The organism is Pseudomonas sp. LB3P25 (genome assembly GCF_054897985.1).
On the sequence record NZ_CM142711.1, the window covers coordinates 2,512,445 to 2,533,718 of the forward strand.

The window sequence follows — 21,274 nt, forward strand, 5'->3', positions numbered from 1 at the left end:
GGTGCTGTGTACCATGGGACGTTGATACCCAGCTATTCCCGCAAAGGCCTGAAGAATGCCCTGATTTCCTCAGCTAGGATCTGAGGTTGCTCCAGCGCTGCGAAATGACCTCCATGGGCTACGTGCTCCCAGCGGTGCACATCGAACACACGTGCCACCCAGCTACGTGGAGGCATAGGGATCTCCTTGGGAAATAGTGTGACGCCTAATGGCGGATCGACCCGCTCCCCTGGCTCGAACGCCAGCGGGTTTTGTCGATTTTCCTTATACAGACGTAAGCTTGCCTGCACGTTCCCGCTAAACCAGTACAGGGCAATATCGGTTAGAAGCGTGTCGAACGACAATACCTGTTCTAGATCGTTTGGATGATCAACCCACGCATGAAACTTTTCGACTATCCACGCTGCAAGCCCTAGTGGCGAGTCCGTCAACGCGAAAGCAAGTGTCTGAGGTTTCGTGCTCTGCAACGCAGCGTAGGCCCCTTCAGTGGCTGCAAAGTGGCTGCTCCGATCCAGGAAATCCTGTTCTTTCTCGCTCAAAGCATCTTGGCCGGCACCTAGGGGCGGCCGATAGTTCCCTGGGATGTAGTTGAGATGAGCACCGATAATTTGGGGTTGGTGATCACGGGCGAGCCACATTGAAACTCCAGCGCCAATGTCCCCTCCTTGGGCGCCAAAACGACCGTACCCCAGCTGCCCCATGAGCGCTTTCCAGAGGGCCGCAATCTGTCTTGAGCTAATCCCGGCCTGGGTCGGTGCAGGCGAACAGCCGTAGCCTGGAAGAGACGGCACCACCACATCAAATGAGTCAGCGGCATCGCCACCGTGGGCAGCAGGGTCAGTGAGTAGCGGGAGCAACTGTTCCATTTCCAGGAATGAACCTGGCCAGCCGTGGGTGATAACCAGAGGCATGGGTTTGTGCCCCTTCCCGCGCTGATGCAGGAAATGAATGGCTTGGCCATTGACCTCAGTCATGAACTGCGGCAACTGATTGATCCGCCGCTCTTGATCTCGCCAATCAAAGTGGTTGCACCAATGTTCAAGGAGACGCTGAAGAAAATCCGAATTGGTACCATCCTCCCAGCTGTCTGGCTTTAAGGCGTCGGGTAAACGTGAATTGCGTAGCCGCTGATGAAGGTCGCTCAGCTGAGAATCGGTGACGACCAAGGTAAAAGGGCGAATCGGCATGACAATTCCCTATGAGGGTAAACACGCTAGGTTATGGCGCTGCTTCGCGATCAGGCAATACCGATTACCGATCACCAACAATAGCTAGATTAGCCAGTTCAAACGCTCTTCACGACGACTGGCGTCATGCTACATATAGTTCCTGTTCAATCCGGACGTATTGGTTTTTAACCCCCTACCAACCGCTCAATCGCTTCTCCCGATGACACTTTGGCTACGTCTGGTGATGAGGCTAGGAAGGTGTGTTTGCCAGACAGTTACCCGGTTCTAGCCTTTTAGGCAGAATCAACTCAGAAGCCCCGAACTATGTATTCCTCATTGGGGGGAATAATCATTGAGTGGGTTTTTTTAAGGCCGCTGCGCGCCCCAGCGGGAGCAAGCTCCCTCGCTACAGGTCTCGCGCCGGCCTGTCGGGGCGCATTACCTCCCAGTACTAAAGGAGGTGCCAATGAAAGCTAAAGGACCATTCCAGTCTGGCGTCATAGGTTTAGGCTCAATCCCATGATCAAAAGATACCGGCTGCGATAGTCCATCCACCTCTGCATCTTAAAACACTGTTCGCCTGAACACTTGATGCAGCACCGTCTCCCGCTGAACTTCGTCAATGATGACAATCAGACGAGCCTCACAGCCTGCGATATGAGTAGAAAACCTCACCTGATTTCCGGGTTTCCAGAATAAAAGAGGATTTATCATGAGCAGCACCTTCTTCATTCCATCCGTCAACATGATGGGCATTGGCAGTCTGGACGAAGCGATGCTCGCCATCCGCAAATATGGTTTCCGTAAAGCCTTGATCGTCACTGATGCAGGCCTGGCCAAAGCCGGCGTGGCCGCCAAGGTAGCCAGCCTTCTGGCCCAGCAGGACATCAACTCCACCCTGTTTGATGGCGCCAAACCGAATCCGACGGTCAGCAATGTCGAGAAAGGCCTTGAGCTCCTTGGTCGCAGCGATTGTGATTTCATTATTTCCCTGGGCGGCGGTTCACCCCATGACTGCGCCAAGGGCATTGCCCTGTGTGCCGCCAACGGCGGGCACATCAGTGATTACGAAGGCGTGGATCAATCCGCCAAGCCACAGATGCCGTTGATCGCGATCAATACCACCGCCGGAACGGCGAGTGAAATGACCCGTTTCTGCATCATTACCGACGAAGTCCGGCACGTGAAAATGGCCATCGTCGACCGTAACGTCACCCCACTGTTGTCGGTCAACGATCCTTCGCTGATGGCAGGCATGCCCAAAGGCCTGACCGCCGCCACCGGCATGGACGCGCTGACCCACGCTATCGAAGCCTACGTGTCGACTGCGGCAACGCCGATCACCGATGCCTGTGCACTCAAGGCCGTGGAATTGATCTCGACCAACCTGCGTACTGCCGTTGCCCAGGGTGACGACATGACCGCCCGGGAAAATATGGCCTACGCGCAATTTCTTGCCGGCATGGCCTTCAACAATGCTTCGCTGGGCTATGTCCACGCCATGGCGCACCAACTGGGTGGGTTCTACGACCTGCCCCACGGCGTCTGTAATGCGATCCTGCTGCCCCATGTCGCCAGCTTCAACGCCAGCGTATGCCCGGCCCGGTTTAAAGACATCGCCAACGCAATGGGTGTCGACACCCAGCATCTGGATGCGGAAAAAGGCGCCGCCGCGGCCATCACCGCCATCCGTAAACTGTCTTCGGATGTCGGTATTCCGAGCGGTCTCGCCGAACTGGGCGCCAAGGCCGACGATATCCCGATCCTGGCAACCAATGCCATGAAAGATGCCTGCGGCTTTACCAATCCGCGTCCTGCCAATCAGGACGAGATCGAGCAGATTTTCCATACCGCGATGTAACCGATGTGAAGTGACGCCAGCCAGATCAAAGCCCCGCCTTCGGTTGAAGTGCGGGGCTTTTTTTTGGTTCTTCACGGGTTACTCGACATTGAACCCCGGCAAGCCCTGAGTAGCTCGCCATTCCCTGAGTGTGCGGGTGATGCCTTCGGCTGAATCGTCTGCATTGTCTTCTGGGTAGAAGATCAAGTCGGAGCCTGCTGGATGCTCACAGATAGTGTTGAAGTGGTGCACAAGCTTGTTCTCCTCCTATTCGCTTGCATCGTTCCCAATGATGCGTTGAAGCAGCTCAACGAACTCTTGTTCTGTGTAATCTGAAACGCTGTTCTTCAAAATCATTGTCTGCCTTCTCTGTGAATCTCTACGTGTCGTTTCGGCGTCACTATCGTGAGGTTTTCCACGTCATAAACAGCGCCGCCATGCTGAATGTTTTCGATGTGATGGATTTCGTAGAGAGCGTTTTCCCCATTGTGTTCTGGGCTCTGGGCAAATGGTGCTTTGCCACTTGGGAGCTTGCCTTTATTGGTGGGTTTGAACTGGGAGGTCTTTGTATTCCGCCCAACGTTGGGCGTGGATATCAACAGGTTCAACGCCGCTATTGCGGTAGCCCTTCGGCGGGTTAGGTACCTGAGCCGACTACGGCCGACGTCTACATCCCTTTAGCGATTAACCGAGCGTTGGTGAAGCGCCAGCAGCACCCTTAGAGCGCGGTTAGAGGAGTTGCTGGACGTTACGCGGAACAATCAAGCGCGTTTTACACGGCCCTAAAAGCAGAACCCCCGCAGGGCGAGGGGTGACGCTGGAGAGTCTGGGCACACTCCAGACCGAAGTGAACGTCGTCGAGAAGCAGGAAAGGGTGTCAATCGATCTGACAGTTTGAGTTCAATGTCCGCTTCTGGCCCAGAGTGTGTAAAAACGCCTTCGCGAACACTTGCTATGATTTCTGAGGATTTCATCGCAGGGATCGCCCATGAAGCGCTTTATCCAAGGTGAACATCGAGGCCAAGGCACCTTACTTCCCGAGAGCCTCGACGACTACGTCAGCGATACCAATCCGGTGCGCGTAGTCGACGTCTTTGTCGACGAACTCGACCTGGTCAAACTGGGTTTTGAAGGCGTCATACCGGCAGATACTGGCCGGCCTGCTTACCACCCCGCGATCCTCCTGAAGATTTACATCTACGGCTATCTCAACCGCATTCAGTCGAGCCGGCGCCTGGAGCGAGAAGCCCAGCGTAACGTCGAATTGATGTGGCTAACCGGGCGTTTGATGCCGGACTTCAAGACCATCGCCAACTTCCGAAAAGACAACAGCAAGGCCATCCGAGGCGTCTGTCGCCAGTTCGTTGTGCTGTGTCAGCAGTTGGGACTGTTCGGAGAACATCTGGTCGCCATCGATGGCAGCAAATTCAAAGCAGTCAACAACCGCGACCGCAATTTCACCAGCGCCAAACTGAAGCGGCGAATGGAAGAAATTGAATCGAGCATCAATCGTTACCTGACGGCACTCGATGCTGCCGATCGGCAAGAACCAACAGCTTCCGAGCCCAGTGCCGTGAGGCTGGAAGAGAAAATCGCCAAGCTCAAAACTCAAATGAAAGAGCTTCAGGTGATCGAAATCCAGCTCAATGAATCGCCGGACAAACAGGTCTCACTGACCGATCCAGACAGCCGCTCCATGATGACGCGCGGCACGGGAATCGTCGGCTACAACGTGCAGACAGCGGTTGATACTCAGCACCATTTGATCGTTGCCCATGAGGTGACCAACGTCGGTTCTGACCGCGATCAACTCAGCTCGATGGCCGAGCAGGCCCGCGAAGCGATGGCGGCAGAAACGTTGTCGGTAGTGGCTGACCGAGGTTACTTCAAAAGCGAAGAAATCCTGGCTTGCCACGATGCAGGCATCACCGCCTATGTGCCCAAGCCGATGACCTCTGGAGCCAAGGCTGACGGGCGTTTCAATAACGATGCCTTCATCTATGACGCAGCAAAAAACGAATACATTTGCCCGGCTGGAGAGGCGCTGATCTGGCGCTATACCAACGTTGAAAAAGGCCTGACGTTGCACCGTTACTGGAGTTCGAAATGCCGGGGTTGCGCAATGAAACCGCAGTGCACACCGAGCACGGAACGGCGGGTTCGACGCTGGGAGCATGAAGCCGTCCTGGAGGAAATGCAGAACAGGCTAAGCAACGCGCCGGAAATGATGCGGATCCGAAAACGGACTGTTGAGCATCCCTTCGGGACGCTCAAACAATGGATGGGTGCAACGCACTTCCTGACGCGAAAGCTCAACGGGGTCAGTGCAGAGATGAGTCTGAACGTGCTCGCCTACAATTTGAAAAGGGTCATGAAAATCATCGGCACCGCTGGTTTGATGAATGCGTTAGCGGCGTAAAAACCGCTCTTTTTGCCCCATCCAAAGGACTTTCAGAGGTTGTTGAGCCGTTTAGCTGTTCCTCAAAACGTCGTGATGTTGATCAGTTTGCGAAACGAAAGCACGGGCTGCTGACGTCGATACAGAAAACTCAATCTGACGTTTTTACACACTCTGGGCCGATTGCTGTCTGTCGTGAAGGGCCACAACCCAAAGCAGCCGTTCGTGAAAGGCCGTTATCAAAAAACGGACATTGGCCCACCGCCTCGATGCATCGTAGTTTCTATATTCATATCGCTGGGTGAAGTCTTGAAGGCCTTCAACTATTTCGGAACAGCGAAACTGAACGACTGCTCCTGCAAACTCGTTTTGATCAACGCGGCCAATTGTTTGATGGCTGGCGTCGGGTCTTCGCCACCGCCGTGAAGCACATAGCCAAGGCTTGGCACGGGAGGTAAGCCGGAAATGACGGTGAGATGACTCGGCAGCCCAATGCGGGTTCGCAGTGTCAGGCCCAATCCGGCGGCGACGGCCGCCCAGATGCCGCCGACGCTGGGGCTGGTCAGGGCGATTCGCCAGGGAATTTGCGCAGCATCCAGCGCCTGGGTGGCGGCGCTACGTAACACGCAAGGCGCGTCGAACATGATCAAGGGCAGTGGTGAGTCAGCAAGGCTGGTAAACGACGGCATGTCACGAGCCCCGATCCAGTGCATCTGTGTTTCGCCAAGTGGCGTGGCGTAGGGCGACGTGTGTCCAGTGTCCCACGTCAGGGCCAAGTCCAGTCCGGCGCTTTCGATCAGCGCAAGCAGTTCAGCATTACGCGCGATCCTAACTTCAAGATTCACCATCGGGTATGTCTGGACGAAGCGTCGTAGGATTTCGCTTAGGAAGTGTTCCCCAAAGTCTTCCTGAAACCCGAGGCGAATTGTCCCGGCGGATTGGCTTTCATGCAGGGTCTGGAAAATATCGTCGTTCAGTTCCAGCAACCGACGGGCATGGCTGAGCAGTGATTCACCTATAGGCGTCAAGATTAATCCTCGTCCGGATTTGGCCAGTACCGGAGTGCCGATCTGCTCCTCAAGTTTCTTCAATTGGGCGCTTACGGCGGAAGTCGATCGACCGAGACGAACCGCTGCTTTGGCAAAACTGTTGAATTCCACGCCCGTGACGAAAGTGCGCAATACATCAAGATCGAAGGTCGGACGGCGCATTGGATAGTCCATTAATTTGGGATGATTGCCTCAATTAAATCTGATATTCGGAATTATTGCGACTTGATAGTTTTCGCCTGTCATTTAGCCAATCAGAGGGAAAACGTCATGAACTCATCCATGGGCACGGGGCGAGAACAGCAGGGTGTGTACCCGCAAAAGTTTGCCGAACTGACCGAGAACATACTGTTCGGCGATATGTGGAAGCGTCCGCAATTGACGCCTCGTGAGCGCAGTCTGGCAACGGTGGCCGCGCTGGTGGCGATGTACCGTCTTGAGCAACTGCCGTTTCATCTGAAACGTGCACTGGATAACGGTTTGAGTGACGACGAGCTTGCTGAAGTCATCACCCATCTGGCCTTTTACTCAGGCTGGCCGACGGCCGCCTCGGCGCTGGGTTTGCTCAGTAAGTTACGGTCTAGCCTCGCCACCCACCAGGAGTAACCGCTTATGCCGTTTGCACGTATTTCACTGCACCGGGGGAAGTCGACCGAGTATCTACAGGCGTTGTCTCAGGGTTTGCACGACGCCTTGGTCAACAGCTTCGAGGTGCCGAAGGCAGATCGCTTCCAGGTCATTCACCAACATGAAGTGGGCGAGCTGATATTTGATCCCGACTACCTCGGTGGGCCGCGTAGCCATGATTTTGTGCTGATCGCGATTACCGCTGGCCGTCCTCGAAGCGTCGAGACGAAACAGCGTTTTTACCGTGATCTGGCCGAGAAACTGAGGCAGGCGCCGGGCCTCAATGCGGAAGACGTCATGGTGGTGATTACCACGACTGAGGCAGAGGAGTGGTCGTTTGGTGGTGGGCGGGGCAACTAGCCCCAGGACTTTGCACGATGCTCTGTATTCTGCAAATGCGGCCCCTATGTGAATCAGTAACATCGCGAGGTTGGGTGTCCGTATATGGACTCCTCCTCATTGCAAGCCCCGTTGCTTTGGCGCCCGTGCCGACTGCACACGTATATTCGGCCTCTAAATACGGCATCGTTTCGATGCAGGGCCATGATGGGCTATTCGCGCGCCGGCTCCCGATCGCTTTTTCGTGCTTTTCGCACTTGGACATTCGAGGGTTTTGCCGACGCCGGTTCGACCGGTTTGCCATCGTTCAGGTTGCTTCGCAATCGTGGTTAAGAGTTGTTTCTCTCGTAGAACACGTCGGGTAAATAGATCAGGCTGCAGCCTGATTCGGTTGGTAATCAGTGCCGTGACGCAGCATCGCCCAAGCCATGCGTGCAGTTTTGTTGGCCAGCGCAATAGCGGCCACATTGGGATGCGATCGCTCGGCTAAACGAACGGCCCACTGGCTGAGCCGATCCTCTTTGGATTTGGCTGTGCGTAGCGCCGAGCGTGCGCCATGCACCATCAATGTTCGCAGATACGCATCACCGCGCTTGCTGATACCGAGCAGTCGATCCTTACCACCAGAACTGTGTTGCCTCGGTGTCAGTCCCAGCGAGGCGGCAAACTGTCGACCATTGGCAAACTGACGGGCATCACCGAGAGCGACGACGAGCGCTGTGGCGATCATTGGGCCGACACCGCGCAGCTGTTGAAGGCGAACGGCGGACGGCTCGTTTGTCGCGATCGCAGTGATCTCGCCGTCGAGCTTGCGTACGCGCCCATCCAGCGCACGAAGGTCGTCCCACAAACCATCCAGCAGACGACGGAAACGTGCCGTCAAACCGTTATCCGCATCTTCTAGCCAGCACGGTATTGCACGACGCAGCATCAGCAATTCCTTCGGTGCAACGAGACCGTACTCGGCGACCAGCCCACGGATCTGATTGGCTTTGGCCGTCCGCTGTTCGATTAAGCCGGCCCGGATGCGATGCGTCGCCTGGATATCCTGTTGTTCGATCGTCTTGATGGCGACGAAGCGCATGCTGGGACGGCTCATCGCTTCGCAGATCGCCTCGGCATCGTTCGCGTCGTTCTTGTTGCTTTTGACATAAGGTTTAACGAACTGGGGGGCGATCAGCTTGACTCGAAATCCTCGAGCTTCGAGTTGCCGCGCCCAATGATGGGCCCCACCGCAACTCTCCATGCCGATCTCACAACCAGGTTCGACCTTTTCCAGCACCGTTTGAAGCCAGCGATCACGTGGTAGCCGCTGCCGCCAGACCGGCTTCTCATGACAATCCACGCCATGGATCTGAAATACGTTCTTGGCCAGGTCGACCCCAATTCGCATAAGCTTCATGTGTGGACTCCTTCTCACTGTTGACTGTGGTTCGCACTTTCAGTCTGGCACTCAAGATGCCGAAGTGAGGAGGAGTCCATCCCATTGCTTTTGGCCGTTTTCTGCCTATCGCGAATGACCGGTTTGGGTCGACCGGTGGAATCCACAGCCAAAAGCAGCCAGTGGATGGAGCGATGGAAAATGAGAGCTAAGCTTCCATCTACTGTTGGGCTTATTGAGCAGATTGGGCTTTGCGTCCATGGCGTATAACCGCCTTCAGCGGTCACCATGTCGTTACAACATCCTGCCTGATCAGATGGCAAGCGAGAGAACGGGAATGCTATCCACCAACCCCGCGAAGGCGCTATCACCCCATTGCGGTCTATTTAGAGTTAGCCCTTCACAACAGCCTCGGAGGGGAGCCAATGAAACGCTTCGTAATGCTTATCGCGATCTCTTTGCTTACCAGTGCTTGTCAGAGCACAAACGATAACGGCATCACCCGACTTGACAATTGTGTCTGCTATAAATCGTCCGAGGGACAACCATTGCAAGCATCGCAAATGGCATGGAAAGACCCCGAAACGTTGCAGAAACAATTCTCACATTGCATTTGCCGAGCCTTAATTGACCTGAAGAAGGTCGATGATCCCAGTAAATTTTTCGTGCCCGGAACCGAAATAAGAACGGAACTGAAATAAAAAAGTGTTGTGGTCTAACAAACTCAGCTTTCGACGTATTCAGTGCGTTTTCACACAGCCTTGGTCGATTGCGGCCCTTCGTGAAAGTCCGGTTTTGGCCGATTGCTGCCCTTGGCGATAGGCTGCTGCCGTCGCAATCTTGAGGCTATCGTCAGCTACCGCAAATGAGTGCGTTGCGTTGCGTTGCGTTGCGTTGGGTTGGCATCAGCATGGCAAAAAAATAGGGGACGCCATCGATTTCAGACTGGAAATTTTCGCTCGACGTTTGATGCCCTAAACAGGTTTCAAGGCGCATGTTTTAAGACATCCGGTGTTACGTCCTAAGGGCTACAACGCCTTGCGTCGTTACCTACGCGTACGCCAGAATCCGCTGGCTTGTGCGTCTGGGGCGTGGGTCTTATCGTTTGTCCGTCACTAAAAACAGTGATGGGTTTGGGAGACCCTCAGCATCGACGCATAGCGTCACCTTCGACGGTCCTTCTTCAGGACTGCGATTTTATGGTGGCCATGCGCAGGGCTCTTTCGGGGGCGCCGGTTCCGATGCCCGGTCTACCAACCCGCGTATGGCCGCCACCTTCCGTTTGGTAGCGAGAGGGCGATGGCTCCTTTTAATAAGTAGCATCGGAGTTCCATCCATGATCAAACCCACACCCAACCCACCGGATACCGATCCAGCATCCCCCTACGAATCCGTCGATTCCAAGAAATTCCACGAAGCCGCCGACCGCGCCCTCGACCACTACCTCAACCCAGGCGCCCACATCATGGCCGCAGCCAACGAACCCGAGCGCATGTTCCTCGTCAATCCCAAGTACGACACCGAATCCCTGCTGGCCAACGCCAGCGAATCACCGGGCTCGGCCACCACCATGCTCAGCAACTTCGCGGCGTTGCTGGACAACTCACATCGCAAGACCCTGTTGGGGATTACGCAGGTGGTGATGCTGGGGGAATTGGCGGTGAATCAGGCGTTGGATCAAGTTGAGGTGAAGGAGTAAAAGCAAACCCTCTGTGGCGGTCGGTTAGTCCGGCGTCACAGGGGAGGAAATCAGTAAGTCGGCATCCGTATCCATGAAGCTCAGCTTTCAGGTGAATTGGCGGGTGTGTCCATTTTCGGAATTCCTGCGAATTGATTGTTCGTTACAGTGAACAATCAATTCAAGTTTTTGCCGTAGTCAGGGCGATAACCGCTATCTACTCTGCGGGTGAAGTTTAAATTCACTCCCAGCAGCGAGACCTGTCATGACTCATGTTAGCGACAACAAAGAAATTGCCCAGTACATCCATGGCGCCCACGTCGTCGGCAACGGTGTCCGAACTCAACCCATTTACAATCCGGCCACCGGCGCCGTCAGCCGTCATGTGCGTCTGGGCACGTCACAGGATGTAGACGCCGCAGTGGCTTCCGCCCAGGCTGCCTTTCCCGCCTGGTCGAACACGCCGCCCATTCGCCGCGCCCGGGTACTGTTCAAATTTCTGGAGCTGTTGAACCAGAACAAAGACGCACTGGCGCACCTGATCACTGCCGAGCATGGCAAGGTCTTCACCGATGCCCAAGGCGAAGTGGCCCGGGGTATCGACATCGTTGAGTTCTCTTGCGGCATTCCGCAGTTGCTCAAAGGCGACTTCTCCGATCAGGTGTCCACCAACATGGACAACTGGACACTGCGTCAACCATTGGGTGTGGTCGCCGGCATCACGCCGTTCAACTTTCCGGTGATGGTACCGATGTGGATGTTCCCGGTGGCGATCGCGGCGGGCAACACCTTCATTCTCAAGCCGAGCCCGACCGACCCTAGCGCCAGCCTGTTTATGGCTGACTTGCTGAAACAGGCCGGTCTGCCAGACGGCGTATTCAACGTGGTGCAAGGCGACAAAGAGGCCGTTGATGCTCTGCTGGTACACCCGGATGTGAAAGCGGTGTCCTTCGTCGGCTCGACGCCAATCGCCAATTACATCTATGAGACCGGTGCTCGCCATGGCAAACGCGTGCAGGCCCTGGGCGGCGCGAAGAACCATATGGTGGTCATGCCTGACGCTGACGTCGATCAGGTAGTCGATGCACTGATCGGCGCTGGCTATGGCTCGGCAGGCGAACGCTGCATGGCGATCTCGGTTGCCGTGTTGGTCGGCGACGTCGCTGACAAAGTCATGCCAAAACTGCTGGAGCGCACCAAGGCGTTGAAGGTCCTCAATGGCAGCAACCTGGCCGCTGAAATGGGCCCGATTGTCACGCCGGCAGCCCATGCCCGTATCACTGGCTACATCGAACAAGGCATCAACGAAGGCGCACAACTGTTGGTTGATGGCCGTCAGTTCAATGGTGCGGACGCTGGCGAAGGTTGCGAGGAAGGCTTCTGGATGGGCGGCACACTGTTCGACCACGTCACCCCGGATATGCGCATCTATAAAGAAGAAATCTTTGGCCCGGTGCTTGCCTGCATGCGCGTGCCTGATTTCGCCACCGCGGTGCAATTGGTCAACGACCACGAATTCGGCAACGGCGTGGCTTGCTTCACCCGCGATGGCAACGTGGCACGGGAATTCAGCCGTCGCATCCAGGTCGGCATGGTAGGCATCAACGTGCCAATCCCGGTACCGATGGCATGGCATGGCTTTGGCGGCTGGAAAAAGAGCCTGTTTGGTGACATGCATGCTTACGGAGAGGAAGGCGTGCGGTTCTACACCAAGCAAAAATCCATCATGCAACGCTGGCCAGAAAGCATCGGTAAAGGCGCCGAGTTTGCGATGCCGACCGCGAAATAAAACCGCCGTTTTCATTAAAGGGGATGGGCACGTGAGAATTTCGTTGATTAATAAAGACGATCAGTCTAATAATCGGCGCATGACCAATATACTTGCTACCCCTCGCAAGCGTGGTCGTCCGGCGAAAGCCGCAGGCGACTTCCGAGAGACACGTGAAACCCTGTGTCGGGCAGGGGTTGCCGCCTTGACGGAGAAGGGGTTTTCGGCCACCGGCATTGACGAAATACTCAAGTCTGTTGGCGTGCCCAAAGGCTCTTTCTATCATTTCTTTGCGAGCAAGGAAGCCTACGGCAGTGAGCTGATCACGCTGTACGCCCGTTATTTCGTGCGCAAGCTTGATCGGTTTCTGCTCGACGAGAGCCTGACACCGCTCAAGCGCATCGAAGCCTTTTGCGAGGAAGCAGAGCGGGGCATGCAGCGATTCGAATTCCGCCGAGGCTGCCTCGTCGGTAATTTGGGGCAAGAGATGGGAGCGCTGCCGGAATCTTTTCGCGTACAGCTGACCGATGTCCTGTTGGACTGGCAGGCCCGGTTCGAGCGCTGCCTGGACGAAGCCAAGGCTGCTGGCGAAATATCCACGAAGGCGGACAGCGCGCGTTTGGCGGCGTTTTTCTGGATTGGCTGGGAAGGTGCTGTTCTGCGCGCCAAGCTTGAGCGCAACGGCGAGCCATTGCAGGTATTTGCAGAACTGTTTTTGATGAGCCTGAGGTCTTAGGCCCTTTTTTTTTCACCTTTTATATACGATCGGTCTAATTAGTATGGAAGCCTTTGAATCGTTCGTTAGAAGTGAGGCATCCCAATGAGTGAGCCAACTTTCGACTTCATCATCATCGGTGCTGGCACGGCCGGCTGCTTGCTGGCCAACCGGCTCAGCGCCGATCCAAACCATCGGGTGCTGCTCCTCGAAGCCGGCGGCCCGGACAACTATCCGTGGATTCACATCCCCGTGGGTTATCTGTATTGCATCGATAATCCGCGCACCGATTGGCGTTTCCGCACCGCACCATCGGCTGGGCTCAACGGCCGTGAATTGCTCTATCCACGTGGCAAGACACTGGGCGGAAGTTCAAGCATCAACGGCATGATCTACATGCGCGGTCAGGCTCAGGACTACGATCACTGGGCGAGCGTCACCGGCGATGATGAGTGGAATTGGGAAACCTGCCTGAGGGACTTCCGTGCCCACGAGGACCACTATCGCCTCGATGCCGCGGTAGCCGAGGGCGAAAACAGCCAGGCCGCACGCTTCAGAACCTTGCACAGCAACGGTGGTGAGTGGCGGGTTGAAAAGCAACGCCTGCGCTGGGACATCCTTGATGCCTTTGCCAAGGCAGCAGAGCAGGCAGGGATTGCTGCGACCGATGACTTCAATGGCGGGGACAACCGCGGTGTCGGTTACTTTGACGTCAATCAGCGCAGCGGCTGGCGCTGGAATGCATCCAAAGCGTTTCTCAGACCGATCCTCAAACAACGCCCGAACCTGACTGTCTGGACTGGCGCGCAAGTTTCTCGCCTGCGATTTGAACAGCGTGAAGACGGGCAGCCAGTGTGTTGCGGCGTCGAGCTGGTTCACTTGGGCCAACCCCGTAAAGTCCGGGCCGTCCGTGAAGTGGTGCTCAGCGCCGGCGCCATCGCAAGCCCGCAATTGCTGCAGCTTTCAGGTATTGGCGACGCCGCCTTGTTGAATGATCACCAGATTCCGGTAGTGCGGCATTTGCCTGGCGTGGGTGCAAACCTGCAAGACCATTTGCAGATCCGCTCAGTCTACAAAGTGCAAGGTGCGTCTACCCTGAACACGAAGGCGACTACTCTCCTGGGCAAGGCCGCCATCGCCCTTGAGTACGCGCTCAAACGCAGTGGACCGATGAGTATGGCGCCTTCGCAACTGGGCATTTTTACCAGCAGTGATGAGTCCTACATCCAGCCCAATCTCCAGTACCACGTACAACCGTTGAGTCTGGAAGCGTTTGGGCAACCCTTGCACCCGTTCCCCGCCATTACCGCCAGCGTATGCAACATCCACCCGACCAGTCGCGGCACGGTGTCGATTCGCAGCGCAGATTTCCGCGACGCCCCGATCATTGCTCCCGACTACCTGAGCACCGACGAAGACCGTCGCGTGGCCGCTGATTCGCTGCGTTTGACCCGTCGCATCGCGTCACAGCCGGCGATGGCAGGCTTTAGCCCGGAGGAATACAAACCGGGCATTCAGTACCAGACCGATGAGCAACTGGCGCGCCTGGCAGGCGACATTGGCTCGACCATTTTCCATCCCGTGGGCACGGCCAAAATGGGCAAGGCGTCCGATCCGATGGCCGTTGTGGACAGTCATCTACGTGTACACGGCATCCAGGGCCTGCGCGTCGTCGACGCGAGCATCATGCCGACCATCACGGGCGGCAACACCAACAGCCCGACGCTGATGATCGCGGAAAAAGCCGCGCGCTGGATCATTGCTGAAAACTCATCCATCTAAAGAGGAAATAACACTATGGATATGTCGCAAGGCCTGCCTGCCAAGAAGGGGCCTTTGGACGGCATCACCGTCCTGGATTTCTCACGCGTTCTGTCAGGCCCGTATTGCACGATGGTGCTCGCCGACCTCGGCGCCCGCGTGATCAAGGTAGAACGACTCGCCACTGGCGACGACACGCGTGCCTTCGGTCCTTTTGTCGAGGATGACTCCGCGTATTTCACCTGTTTCAACCGAGGCAAGGAAAGCATTGCGCTGGATCTCAAAAGCCCGCGAGACCGAGAGTTGGTCGAACGTATGCTCAGCGAGGCCGACGTGCTGGTAGAAAACTTTCGACCAGGGGTGATGGACCGCCTGGGCTACGGCGCTGAACGGCTCGCGAGCACTCATCCGCATCTGGTGTATGCGTCCATTTCGGGCTTCGGCCAAACCGGCCCCATGAGTGACCTGCCGGGCTACGACATGGTGGTTCAGGCCATGGGCGGCATCATGAGCCTGACCGGCTGGCCCGATGCACCGCCAGCCCGGGTAGGCACCAGTTTTGGCGATCTCAGCGCCGGGTTATTTGCAGTGATAGGCATCGTGTCGTCGCTGTACAAGCGTACCCGGGACGCGCAGGGCTCTCGCGTGGATATCGCGATGCTGGATTGCCAGGCGGCACTCATGGAAACCGCATTGGCGACTTACGACGTGGAAGGGAAGGTGCCAACACGCACGGGCGACGCTCATCCCGCGCTCTCGCCGTTCGAAGCTTATGACGCGCAAGACGGGCGCTTCATCATTGCGGCGGGTAACGACCAGTTGTTCATGCTGATGGCCGACGCGCTGGGCAATCCGCAAATGGCGCTGGAGCCGCAGTTCCTCAGCAATGCCCAGCGCTGTCGCAATCGCCCGGCGTTGATCCAGGCGATACAGGCGATCACGCTGACCGCCCCCGCAGCACACTGGATTGACCGGCTCAATGAAGCGGGGGTGCCGTGCTCGCCGATCAACACCATCGACAAGCTGTTCGAGCACCCACAGCTGGCGGCACGCAACATGATCATCCAAGTGCAGGGCGAAGGCGGGCGTGCTTTCCGTACCGCCGGCAACCCGATCAAGCTCAATGCCTATGCCGACATCGATGTCACCACACCGGTGTGTGCACCCGGTCTGGATGAGCACCGTGAACGCATCCTCTCGCAGCTGATGTCCCCGACCGGTGACTACGCGCCAGCCAAGGGCACCTTCGACGAAGCGTTACTGCAAGACGTTATTTAGAACATCGTCTGACTTTTTAAACCTGCCCATTTCCCAGGAGAATTCGCCATGACAGCCGCAACCGTTCCAGCCAACCAAGACAAAAAATCGGCGACCACCAGCATCAAATCCAGCAACGACGCACAGGGCCTAGGCGCATCGGCGCCTCGCTATGAATCGATCCTGGTCGAACGGCGCGAACGCGTCGGGCTGATCACTTTGCACAGACCCAAGAGCCTCAATGCACTGAGCGTGGCCATGTCCCGCGAAGTGGTCGCGGCGCTGCACAGCTTCGATACCGATGACAACATCGGCGCCATCGTCATCGCCGGTAGCCCAAGAGCTTTTGCCGCAGGCGCGGACATTGAAGAAATGGCTGACAAGACTTTTGTGGAACTGCAGCAACACGACGTCTTCGCCGCCTGGTCGCAATTGCTCACCGTCAGCAAACCGATCATCGCGGCCGTTAGCGGCTATGCGCTGGGAGGCGGTTGCGAACTGGCGATGATGTGCGACTTTATTATCGCTTCAGAAGACGCGCAGTTCGGTCAACCGGAAATCAAGCTGGGCATCCTGCCTGGAATCGGTGGTTCGCAACGCCTCACCCGGTCGGTTGGCAAAGCGCTGGCGATGGATATGATACTCACCGGTCGCACCATCAACGCCACCGAAGCCAAAGCCGCCGGACTGGTTTCGCGAGTCGTGCCTTCAGCGGACCTTCTGCAAACCGCGCTGGAGGCAGCACACACCATCGCCGGCTACAACGCCCCCGCAGTGCGAATGGCCAAGGAAGCGGTCAATCGCGCGCAGGAAGTGAGCCTGGCCGAAGGCATGCTGCACGAACGGAGACTGTTCCAGGCAGCCTTCGCAACCGATGGCCAGAAGGAAGGCATGCAAGCGTTTCTCGCCAAGCGTGCCCCGGTTTTTCGGCATCGTTGAAGGGCGCAGGGAGCAGACTTGGCAGTCCTCTAATTCCCTGATCAATTCAGAGAACTAGAGGGGGCTGAACCTATTACAGAAAGAGGGCAGTGACGGGTGAGTGTCAGAGTTCACCCGTCAGAAACTGTGCCCGTCCATTGCCGAAGCTCCAATCGGCATCGTCGTTGATCACAATGGAAACCATCACGTCGCTGGGCTGGATATTGCAATGGACCTGTAGCTCGTGAGTGAGTAGCTCGTAGAATTTGATCTTCGATGCTTCACTGCGCGGTCTGCTGGTGACGCTGACAATGATCACGTCTTTCGTTCTGGGGATATCCAGACCGGTATCCTCGACGATCATACGGCTGGGGCGGTGTTCGTTGACGATCTGATAACGATCACGTTCTGGCACTTCAAAAGCCACGACCATCGCACGATGCGCAGCATCCAGTAATGCTTTGAGCTGCGCGTCATCACGACCTTCTACAACATCGAATTTCATCAGAGGCATGGGGGTAGTCTCGAGTATTGATGGGATGCCTGCGTGGCATGTCTTGAGGTCCACACTAAGCGTTTGCTTTGTTCATGACGAGGCGCAAAAATCGAATTAATTGTTTCCATTCAAGGACAATAAAATCATGCCTAAAGTGGAGGTTGAAAGACTCTGGACCCATGTGCACTGGCTAGCGATCCTTGCAGAGCAGGGCACGTATACCGCAGCAGCGATCAGACTAGGGGTAAGTAAGTCCGCGGTGAGCCAGCGAATTGCCGAGCTGGAAAAGGCCACGGGATTGAGTCTGGTGTTGCGCACGACTCGCAGTGTGCGATTGACCGATGCAGGGAACGCTTTGGTACATGACGTGCGAGGAGCTTATGAGCAAATTGCTCGCAGCTTTTCCGATGTTCGAGACTCTGCGGGTGTCGCGCGGGGGTTACTAAGGCTGACTGCTCCGGTCGCATTTGCCCGCCAGCAATTGGTTCCGGTACTGGCCGGTTTTCTCAACGAATATCCCGAAATCATTGTCCATCTTGACGTTTCCGACCAGATTTCCTCTATCGCGTCGGAAGGGTTTGATCTGGCTGTTCGGCACAGCAATCAAATCCCGGATACCCATGTCGCCTGGAAGTTGTGCGCGACGCATTCCGTGCTTGTTGCGACCCGCAGCTATCTGGATAGATTTGGCGAACCTCAACATCCAGCGCATCTCGTAGAACACAACTGCCTGTATTACCCGCGAGGCAAGGACACACCGGCCTGGGCTTTCGAAGCCCCCGCGCCCTCAAATCTGGAGGAAAAACGGCTGACTGTTCCTATCAAAGGAACATTCGCAACCAACAATAGCGAAGCGTTGCGTGATGCGGCTCTGACTGATCTGGGCATCGCACTTTTACCCGATTTTAGTGCTCAAGCCGGGCTGAAGGGCGGGGGATTGGTGCAGGTGCTTCCAACGTGGAAAGTAGTAGGGGCCTTCCCTGAGGACATTTATTTGGTGCGTCCTTATTCCGCGCATGTGCCAAGAGCAATTACCGTTTTTGTCGACTACTTGCGAGGGCGGTTCGCGGCGGGCTTTAACTGACTGCATTAAACTGGCGGCAGGTGCGACCCGACTGGATCCTCGCCAGCAGTTGTAATGTGCTCGGGCGCTGGGACCAAAAAGGGGACGCGCATTAGCCGGTTCGAGTCCTGATTTCGCAGGTTGGCGGCGCGTCACCCGTGTTGCCGTTTGAATGTTCCCGTGGCGTCGCACTAGCGACGATAGTAGCGGTGATCGTCCTCGTAGCGATGCCGCATGGCCCGATCCTCACGGCGCTCCCAATCACGATGGCGTTCGGCTTCTCGGTAGGCTTGCTCTCTGCGCCACTGATCTCTACGCCAGTCGTCTCGGCGCCAATCGTCTCTACGATCGTGCCAACGGCCGTCACGCCAGTATCGGTCGTCATGGGCAAGCAACGGCCCTGGCTGCTTGCCGGCCATGCTGGCCAAGGAAGGCCAAGGGTTGCCGGCAGCCTCAACTGGGGCCTGAACAGCGGCGACTGCAGTTGTGACTTCAGTTTTGAACGCAGGGGTTGAGGTCTTCATCGGTGTTGCTGATGCCGAGCCCACTACCGCGAGCGCGAACAGGCCGAAGAGCATCATTCGTGGGTCATGGAATTTCATGAGCGAAGCCAACCTCTGATTGACACTTGGACGTATGGCCATCCGGCTGAGGGAGCCCTGAGGGTTCGCGCTTACCGAGCGGATGTGCCTATCCACATAGACCTATAAATAAGGAAAAGTTCTAGAGGGCCGCTGCTTAAATAGCTATCGGCCTTAGTGTTCGGCCCCTTCGAGGTTTGTTCTCTCGTTGTCCACTTCTGGCCGTTCACTGCCGGTCATGATTCCTAAGTGTGCTGGTCAAGTCCGCTGCAAATGGCTGTTCATGGCGATTGCAAATGGGTGGTCAAGTCGGTGCAATTACTCAGGTGTTGGCGGATCTGGAAAAGTGGTCCCCAACCGGCGGCGAGATGATCTAGGCTTCCCGCACCATCACTCAAGGACGATAACCATGTCAGATAATTCAGAGACCCACATCGCCACAGCGGACGCACTGACATTGCTCCTGCACAACCAGCACGCCTTTCGCTTGCCGCTTACGACCGGGTTTTCTATACACAAATGAGATTTTCGGTTTCAGGTAACGAAGGGGTTACTACTATGAAAACGACATTTTTTTCAGAATTCATGAGCGCTGCGAAAGAAGCCCCGCGGCTCTATTTTGCACCGTTGGTTGGAGCGGGTAGAGCAATCAAGGATGAGTTTCGCCGGGTTGAGGAGGGGGCCGCCGGTAAAGCGCCGCTGGCTCCCACCGCGAAGCACTAAAAATTCCCCACAACCAAGACCCGCCTTTCGGCGGGTTTTTTGTTTATTACAGGCATTCAGCAAACATGATTCTTCATGGTCTGTAAGCTCTGCGAAATTACACTCCGCCTGCCCAACCGGTTGCATTCGGCTTAACCAGTTATTTGCATTTAATTTGATCACCGATTGTATCGAACTTGACCAGTTTTCCTCGTAACTATGACCGGTAGAGAACGACCCAAACCGGTCAGTCGTGACAGGCAGAAAACGCCCCAGGCTGTGAAAAAACGCGGGCACAGTCTTGAAGACTGCGTTGCTACGTAAAATCTGTCGGCGCTTGGTTGATCAGCAGACCAAAAATTTGCGTAGAAACGCGATTTTCGTCCCGATCCTGACAGTCAAACCTGCTCTTAGGCCCCATTGTGTGTCCGGGGCCGAGCGGCCAATTGCGAGCGGGGCGTCAAGATGGCCAAGGCAACCGCCACGATGAAGAGCGCCGGCACATCACCTGCCAAGTGCCCCATTTGCCCCGGCTGGGTGACCGCCTGGACGGCCATGATTCCTCCGTGTACGGCGCTAGACCACACGGTGAACCAGATTAGGCTCAGATTGGCTAATGGATCGCGTGCCGCCAGGATCAAGAACACGCCAAGTGTGGCGTAGATGCCAACGATCATCATCGGGTAGTCCGAGTGACCGACGTGCCAGGCCCAGCCGGACGACCAGAACAACATAAGTGGGTAGAGAGCAAGGCACGCGAGGCCAGCCAAAACTAGAACGACGCGCAAATATTTGAGGCGATCGACTACGGTCATGGCGGACTCCTCTTTGGGCCTAACTCTAAATTGGCCCCAAGTGGGGTGATAACACCTTCACGGGCTTGGTGGATAACATTCCTTGTTCTGTCGTCTAGCCCTGACTAGACCGGGCATTGTGACAGTCGGGTGTCCGCTGAAGGGGTTTATACACCATGGACGGAAAGCCCAATCTGCTCAATTAGTTCCGGCAGTAGACCAAGCATAGCTACTCATTAGCTATCGCTCCGTCCACCGGCTGCTTCTGGCCCAGAGTGTGTAAAAACGAAAGCCGTCAGAATCGGAAGCGAACAAATCAACATTGCTGCCGCAGGTAACTAGTAGTACCCAAGCGTTTGCAACGTTCTGGCAAGATTCAGGACAGGTTGTAATTTTTCATCAAGCAACGTCCACCACTCGTGCTCAACCCATTCACCAGTCTCTATCTGGTGCATGGGTGGCATCCAATCTTTATGTCGATCGAAAACATCCGGGATGGCTCGCGCTAGGGCTGATAGTTCATTTTGGGTAAAGCCCTCTTTTTGAAGTTCAACGGCCTTCGCCAGCGCCAGACGATAATCTTCAACGTAAGTCATCGCTGGAGTGGAGCTAGCGACCCGTATCAGTTCGGGCAGTGCTGACTCTAGTTTCTTAAGCTGACTCAATCTGTCCGCGTTCGTGTAACGGTATTCAGCCATTGTGATTCCCTACTATCTGTTGGCTAGCTGCACCAAGATG

Annotated in this window: 20 protein-coding genes and 1 pseudogene; 12 read left to right on the forward strand and 9 right to left on the reverse strand. The window is 56.0% G+C overall.

The genetic code is table 11. The features are described from left to right. Window positions 1-32: 32 nt before the first annotated feature. Window positions 33-1,187 carry an epoxide hydrolase family protein gene (locus ACYZTW_RS11275; RefSeq protein WP_462004903.1) on the reverse strand — a complete coding sequence of 385 codons (1,155 nt, stop codon included), beginning with the start codon at window positions 1,185-1,187 and terminating at the stop codon, window positions 33-35. Between the two features lie 694 nt (window positions 1,188-1,881). Here ACYZTW_RS11275 and yiaY point away from each other — a divergent pair. Further along, the gene (gene yiaY / locus ACYZTW_RS11280) at window positions 1,882-3,030 is read left to right on the forward strand and encodes an L-threonine dehydrogenase (RefSeq protein ID WP_309674255.1); all 1,149 of its coding nucleotides are present in this window, start codon (window positions 1,882-1,884) and stop codon (window positions 3,028-3,030) included. Window positions 3,031-3,108: 78 nt separating this feature from the next. On the opposite strand, the pseudogene ACYZTW_RS11285 reads toward yiaY, so the two are convergent. Both ACYZTW_RS11285 and ACYZTW_RS11290 read right to left on the reverse strand, forming a co-directional pair. Continuing rightward, window positions 3,109-3,366: pseudogene (locus ACYZTW_RS11285) on the reverse strand (bacteriocin immunity protein). Next, window positions 3,363-3,608, reverse strand: coding sequence for an HNH endonuclease signature motif containing protein (locus ACYZTW_RS11290; RefSeq protein WP_462005736.1), 246 nt, complete (start codon window positions 3,606-3,608; stop codon window positions 3,363-3,365). The pseudogene ACYZTW_RS11285 and the gene ACYZTW_RS11290 overlap by 4 nt, the downstream one beginning before the upstream one ends. A 389-nt stretch (window positions 3,609-3,997) precedes the next feature. Between ACYZTW_RS11290 and ACYZTW_RS11295 the strand changes: the two genes are divergently transcribed. After that, window positions 3,998-5,428 carry an IS1182 family transposase gene (locus tag ACYZTW_RS11295; RefSeq protein ID WP_462004904.1) on the forward strand — a complete coding sequence of 477 codons (1,431 nt, stop codon included), beginning with the start codon at window positions 3,998-4,000 and terminating at the stop codon, window positions 5,426-5,428. 302 nt (window positions 5,429-5,730) lie between these two features. Here the strand turns inward: ACYZTW_RS11295 and ACYZTW_RS11300 are convergent, their stop codons facing one another. Beyond that, window positions 5,731-6,618 carry a LysR substrate-binding domain-containing protein gene (locus ACYZTW_RS11300; protein ID WP_462004905.1) on the reverse strand — a complete coding sequence of 296 codons (888 nt, stop codon included), beginning with the start codon at window positions 6,616-6,618 and terminating at the stop codon, window positions 5,731-5,733. 108 nt (window positions 6,619-6,726) lie between these two features. On the opposite strand from ACYZTW_RS11300, the gene ACYZTW_RS11305 reads away from it, so the two are divergent. Further along, entirely contained in the window at window positions 6,727-7,062 is a 336-nt protein-coding gene (locus ACYZTW_RS11305; RefSeq protein WP_462004906.1) for a carboxymuconolactone decarboxylase family protein, read from the forward strand. Between the two features lie 6 nt (window positions 7,063-7,068). Beyond that, window positions 7,069-7,443, forward strand: a complete 375-nt coding sequence (locus ACYZTW_RS11310; RefSeq protein ID WP_462004907.1) for a tautomerase family protein — start codon at window positions 7,069-7,071, stop codon at window positions 7,441-7,443. Window positions 7,444-7,792: 349 nt separating this feature from the next. Here the strand turns inward: ACYZTW_RS11310 and ACYZTW_RS11315 are convergent, their stop codons facing one another. Then, window positions 7,793-8,824 (reverse strand): IS110 family RNA-guided transposase, encoded by a 1,032-nt coding sequence (locus tag ACYZTW_RS11315; protein ID WP_462004908.1) that lies wholly within the window; start codon window positions 8,822-8,824, stop codon window positions 7,793-7,795. Between the two features lie 1,315 nt (window positions 8,825-10,139). Between ACYZTW_RS11315 and ACYZTW_RS11320 the strand changes: the two genes are divergently transcribed. From ACYZTW_RS11320 to ACYZTW_RS11345, 6 genes are all read left to right on the forward strand, one after another. Further along, window positions 10,140-10,502: a DUF6124 family protein gene (locus ACYZTW_RS11320; RefSeq protein WP_462004909.1), complete on the forward strand. Its 363-nt coding sequence runs from the start codon at window positions 10,140-10,142 to the stop codon at window positions 10,500-10,502. 244 nt (window positions 10,503-10,746) lie between these two features. After that, window positions 10,747-12,270, forward strand: coding sequence for a CoA-acylating methylmalonate-semialdehyde dehydrogenase (locus ACYZTW_RS11325; protein WP_462004910.1), 1,524 nt, complete (start codon window positions 10,747-10,749; stop codon window positions 12,268-12,270). Window positions 12,271-12,349: 79 nt separating this feature from the next. After that, window positions 12,350-12,985: an acrylate utilization transcriptional regulator AcuR gene (gene acuR / locus ACYZTW_RS11330; RefSeq protein ID WP_462005737.1), complete on the forward strand. Its 636-nt coding sequence runs from the start codon at window positions 12,350-12,352 to the stop codon at window positions 12,983-12,985. 84 nt (window positions 12,986-13,069) lie between these two features. Continuing rightward, window positions 13,070-14,746: a GMC family oxidoreductase gene (locus ACYZTW_RS11335; RefSeq protein ID WP_462004911.1), complete on the forward strand. Its 1,677-nt coding sequence runs from the start codon at window positions 13,070-13,072 to the stop codon at window positions 14,744-14,746. 15 nt (window positions 14,747-14,761) lie between these two features. Then, on the forward strand, window positions 14,762-16,003 hold the full coding sequence (locus tag ACYZTW_RS11340) for a CaiB/BaiF CoA transferase family protein (RefSeq protein WP_462004912.1): 1,242 nt from the start codon (window positions 14,762-14,764) through the stop codon (window positions 16,001-16,003). Between the two features lie 48 nt (window positions 16,004-16,051). Beyond that, window positions 16,052-16,921: an enoyl-CoA hydratase gene (locus ACYZTW_RS11345; RefSeq protein WP_462004913.1), complete on the forward strand. Its 870-nt coding sequence runs from the start codon at window positions 16,052-16,054 to the stop codon at window positions 16,919-16,921. 103 nt (window positions 16,922-17,024) lie between these two features. Here ACYZTW_RS11345 and ACYZTW_RS11350 read toward each other — a convergent pair whose 3' ends face one another. Then, window positions 17,025-17,414, reverse strand: a complete 390-nt coding sequence (locus ACYZTW_RS11350) for a tautomerase family protein (RefSeq protein ID WP_462004914.1) — start codon at window positions 17,412-17,414, stop codon at window positions 17,025-17,027. Window positions 17,415-17,541: 127 nt separating this feature from the next. Between ACYZTW_RS11350 and ACYZTW_RS11355 the strand changes: the two genes are divergently transcribed. Next, complete coding sequence (locus ACYZTW_RS11355) at window positions 17,542-18,480, forward strand: LysR family transcriptional regulator (protein ID WP_462004915.1); 939 nt, start codon at window positions 17,542-17,544, stop codon at window positions 18,478-18,480. A gap of 170 nt (window positions 18,481-18,650) precedes the next feature. Here ACYZTW_RS11355 and ACYZTW_RS11360 read toward each other — a convergent pair whose 3' ends face one another. Next, the gene (locus tag ACYZTW_RS11360; protein ID WP_462004916.1) at window positions 18,651-19,061 is read right to left on the reverse strand and encodes a hypothetical protein; all 411 of its coding nucleotides are present in this window, start codon (window positions 19,059-19,061) and stop codon (window positions 18,651-18,653) included. 537 nt (window positions 19,062-19,598) lie between these two features. Between ACYZTW_RS11360 and ACYZTW_RS11365 the strand changes: the two genes are divergently transcribed. Beyond that, window positions 19,599-19,763, forward strand: coding sequence for a hypothetical protein (locus tag ACYZTW_RS11365; RefSeq protein ID WP_462004917.1), 165 nt, complete (start codon window positions 19,599-19,601; stop codon window positions 19,761-19,763). A 389-nt stretch (window positions 19,764-20,152) separates the two neighbouring features. Here ACYZTW_RS11365 and ACYZTW_RS11370 read toward each other — a convergent pair whose 3' ends face one another. After that, on the reverse strand, window positions 20,153-20,557 hold the full coding sequence (locus ACYZTW_RS11370) for a DUF6632 domain-containing protein (RefSeq protein WP_462004918.1): 405 nt from the start codon (window positions 20,555-20,557) through the stop codon (window positions 20,153-20,155). A gap of 317 nt (window positions 20,558-20,874) precedes the next feature. Continuing rightward, window positions 20,875-21,234 (reverse strand): hypothetical protein, encoded by a 360-nt coding sequence (locus ACYZTW_RS11375; RefSeq protein ID WP_154863198.1) that lies wholly within the window; start codon window positions 21,232-21,234, stop codon window positions 20,875-20,877. Window positions 21,235-21,274 lie beyond the last annotated feature (40 nt).

Bases quoted from the DNA above. Each gene is read 5' to 3' on its own strand.
- ACYZTW_RS11355 (WP_462004915.1), top strand. From the start codon at position 17,542: ATGCCTAAAGTGGAGGTTGAAAGACTCTGGACCCATGTGCACTGGCTA.
- ACYZTW_RS11375 (WP_154863198.1), bottom strand. From the start codon at position 21,234: ATGGCTGAATACCGTTACACGAACGCGGACAGATTGAGTCAGCTTAAG.
- ACYZTW_RS11350 (WP_462004914.1), bottom strand. From the start codon at position 17,414: ATGCCTCTGATGAAATTCGATGTTGTAGAAGGTCGTGATGACGCGCAG.
- ACYZTW_RS11300 (WP_462004905.1), bottom strand. From the start codon at position 6,618: ATGCGCCGTCCGACCTTCGATCTTGATGTATTGCGCACTTTCGTCACG.
- ACYZTW_RS11310 (WP_462004907.1), top strand. From the start codon at position 7,069: ATGCCGTTTGCACGTATTTCACTGCACCGGGGGAAGTCGACCGAGTAT.
- ACYZTW_RS11370 (WP_462004918.1), bottom strand. From the start codon at position 20,557: ATGACCGTAGTCGATCGCCTCAAATATTTGCGCGTCGTTCTAGTTTTG.
- ACYZTW_RS11365 (WP_462004917.1), top strand. From the start codon at position 19,599: ATGAAAACGACATTTTTTTCAGAATTCATGAGCGCTGCGAAAGAAGCC.
- ACYZTW_RS11275 (WP_462004903.1), bottom strand. From the start codon at position 1,187: ATGCCGATTCGCCCTTTTACCTTGGTCGTCACCGATTCTCAGCTGAGC.
- yiaY (WP_309674255.1), top strand. From the start codon at position 1,882: ATGAGCAGCACCTTCTTCATTCCATCCGTCAACATGATGGGCATTGGC.
- ACYZTW_RS11345 (WP_462004913.1), top strand. From the start codon at position 16,052: ATGACAGCCGCAACCGTTCCAGCCAACCAAGACAAAAAATCGGCGACC.
- ACYZTW_RS11295 (WP_462004904.1), top strand. From the start codon at position 3,998: ATGAAGCGCTTTATCCAAGGTGAACATCGAGGCCAAGGCACCTTACTT.
- ACYZTW_RS11340 (WP_462004912.1), top strand. From the start codon at position 14,762: ATGGATATGTCGCAAGGCCTGCCTGCCAAGAAGGGGCCTTTGGACGGC.
- ACYZTW_RS11315 (WP_462004908.1), bottom strand. From the start codon at position 8,824: ATGAAGCTTATGCGAATTGGGGTCGACCTGGCCAAGAACGTATTTCAG.
- acuR (WP_462005737.1), top strand. From the start codon at position 12,350: ATGACCAATATACTTGCTACCCCTCGCAAGCGTGGTCGTCCGGCGAAA.
- ACYZTW_RS11325 (WP_462004910.1), top strand. From the start codon at position 10,747: ATGACTCATGTTAGCGACAACAAAGAAATTGCCCAGTACATCCATGGC.
- ACYZTW_RS11320 (WP_462004909.1), top strand. From the start codon at position 10,140: ATGATCAAACCCACACCCAACCCACCGGATACCGATCCAGCATCCCCC.
- ACYZTW_RS11335 (WP_462004911.1), top strand. From the start codon at position 13,070: ATGAGTGAGCCAACTTTCGACTTCATCATCATCGGTGCTGGCACGGCC.
- ACYZTW_RS11305 (WP_462004906.1), top strand. From the start codon at position 6,727: ATGAACTCATCCATGGGCACGGGGCGAGAACAGCAGGGTGTGTACCCG.
- ACYZTW_RS11360 (WP_462004916.1), bottom strand. From the start codon at position 19,061: ATGAAATTCCATGACCCACGAATGATGCTCTTCGGCCTGTTCGCGCTC.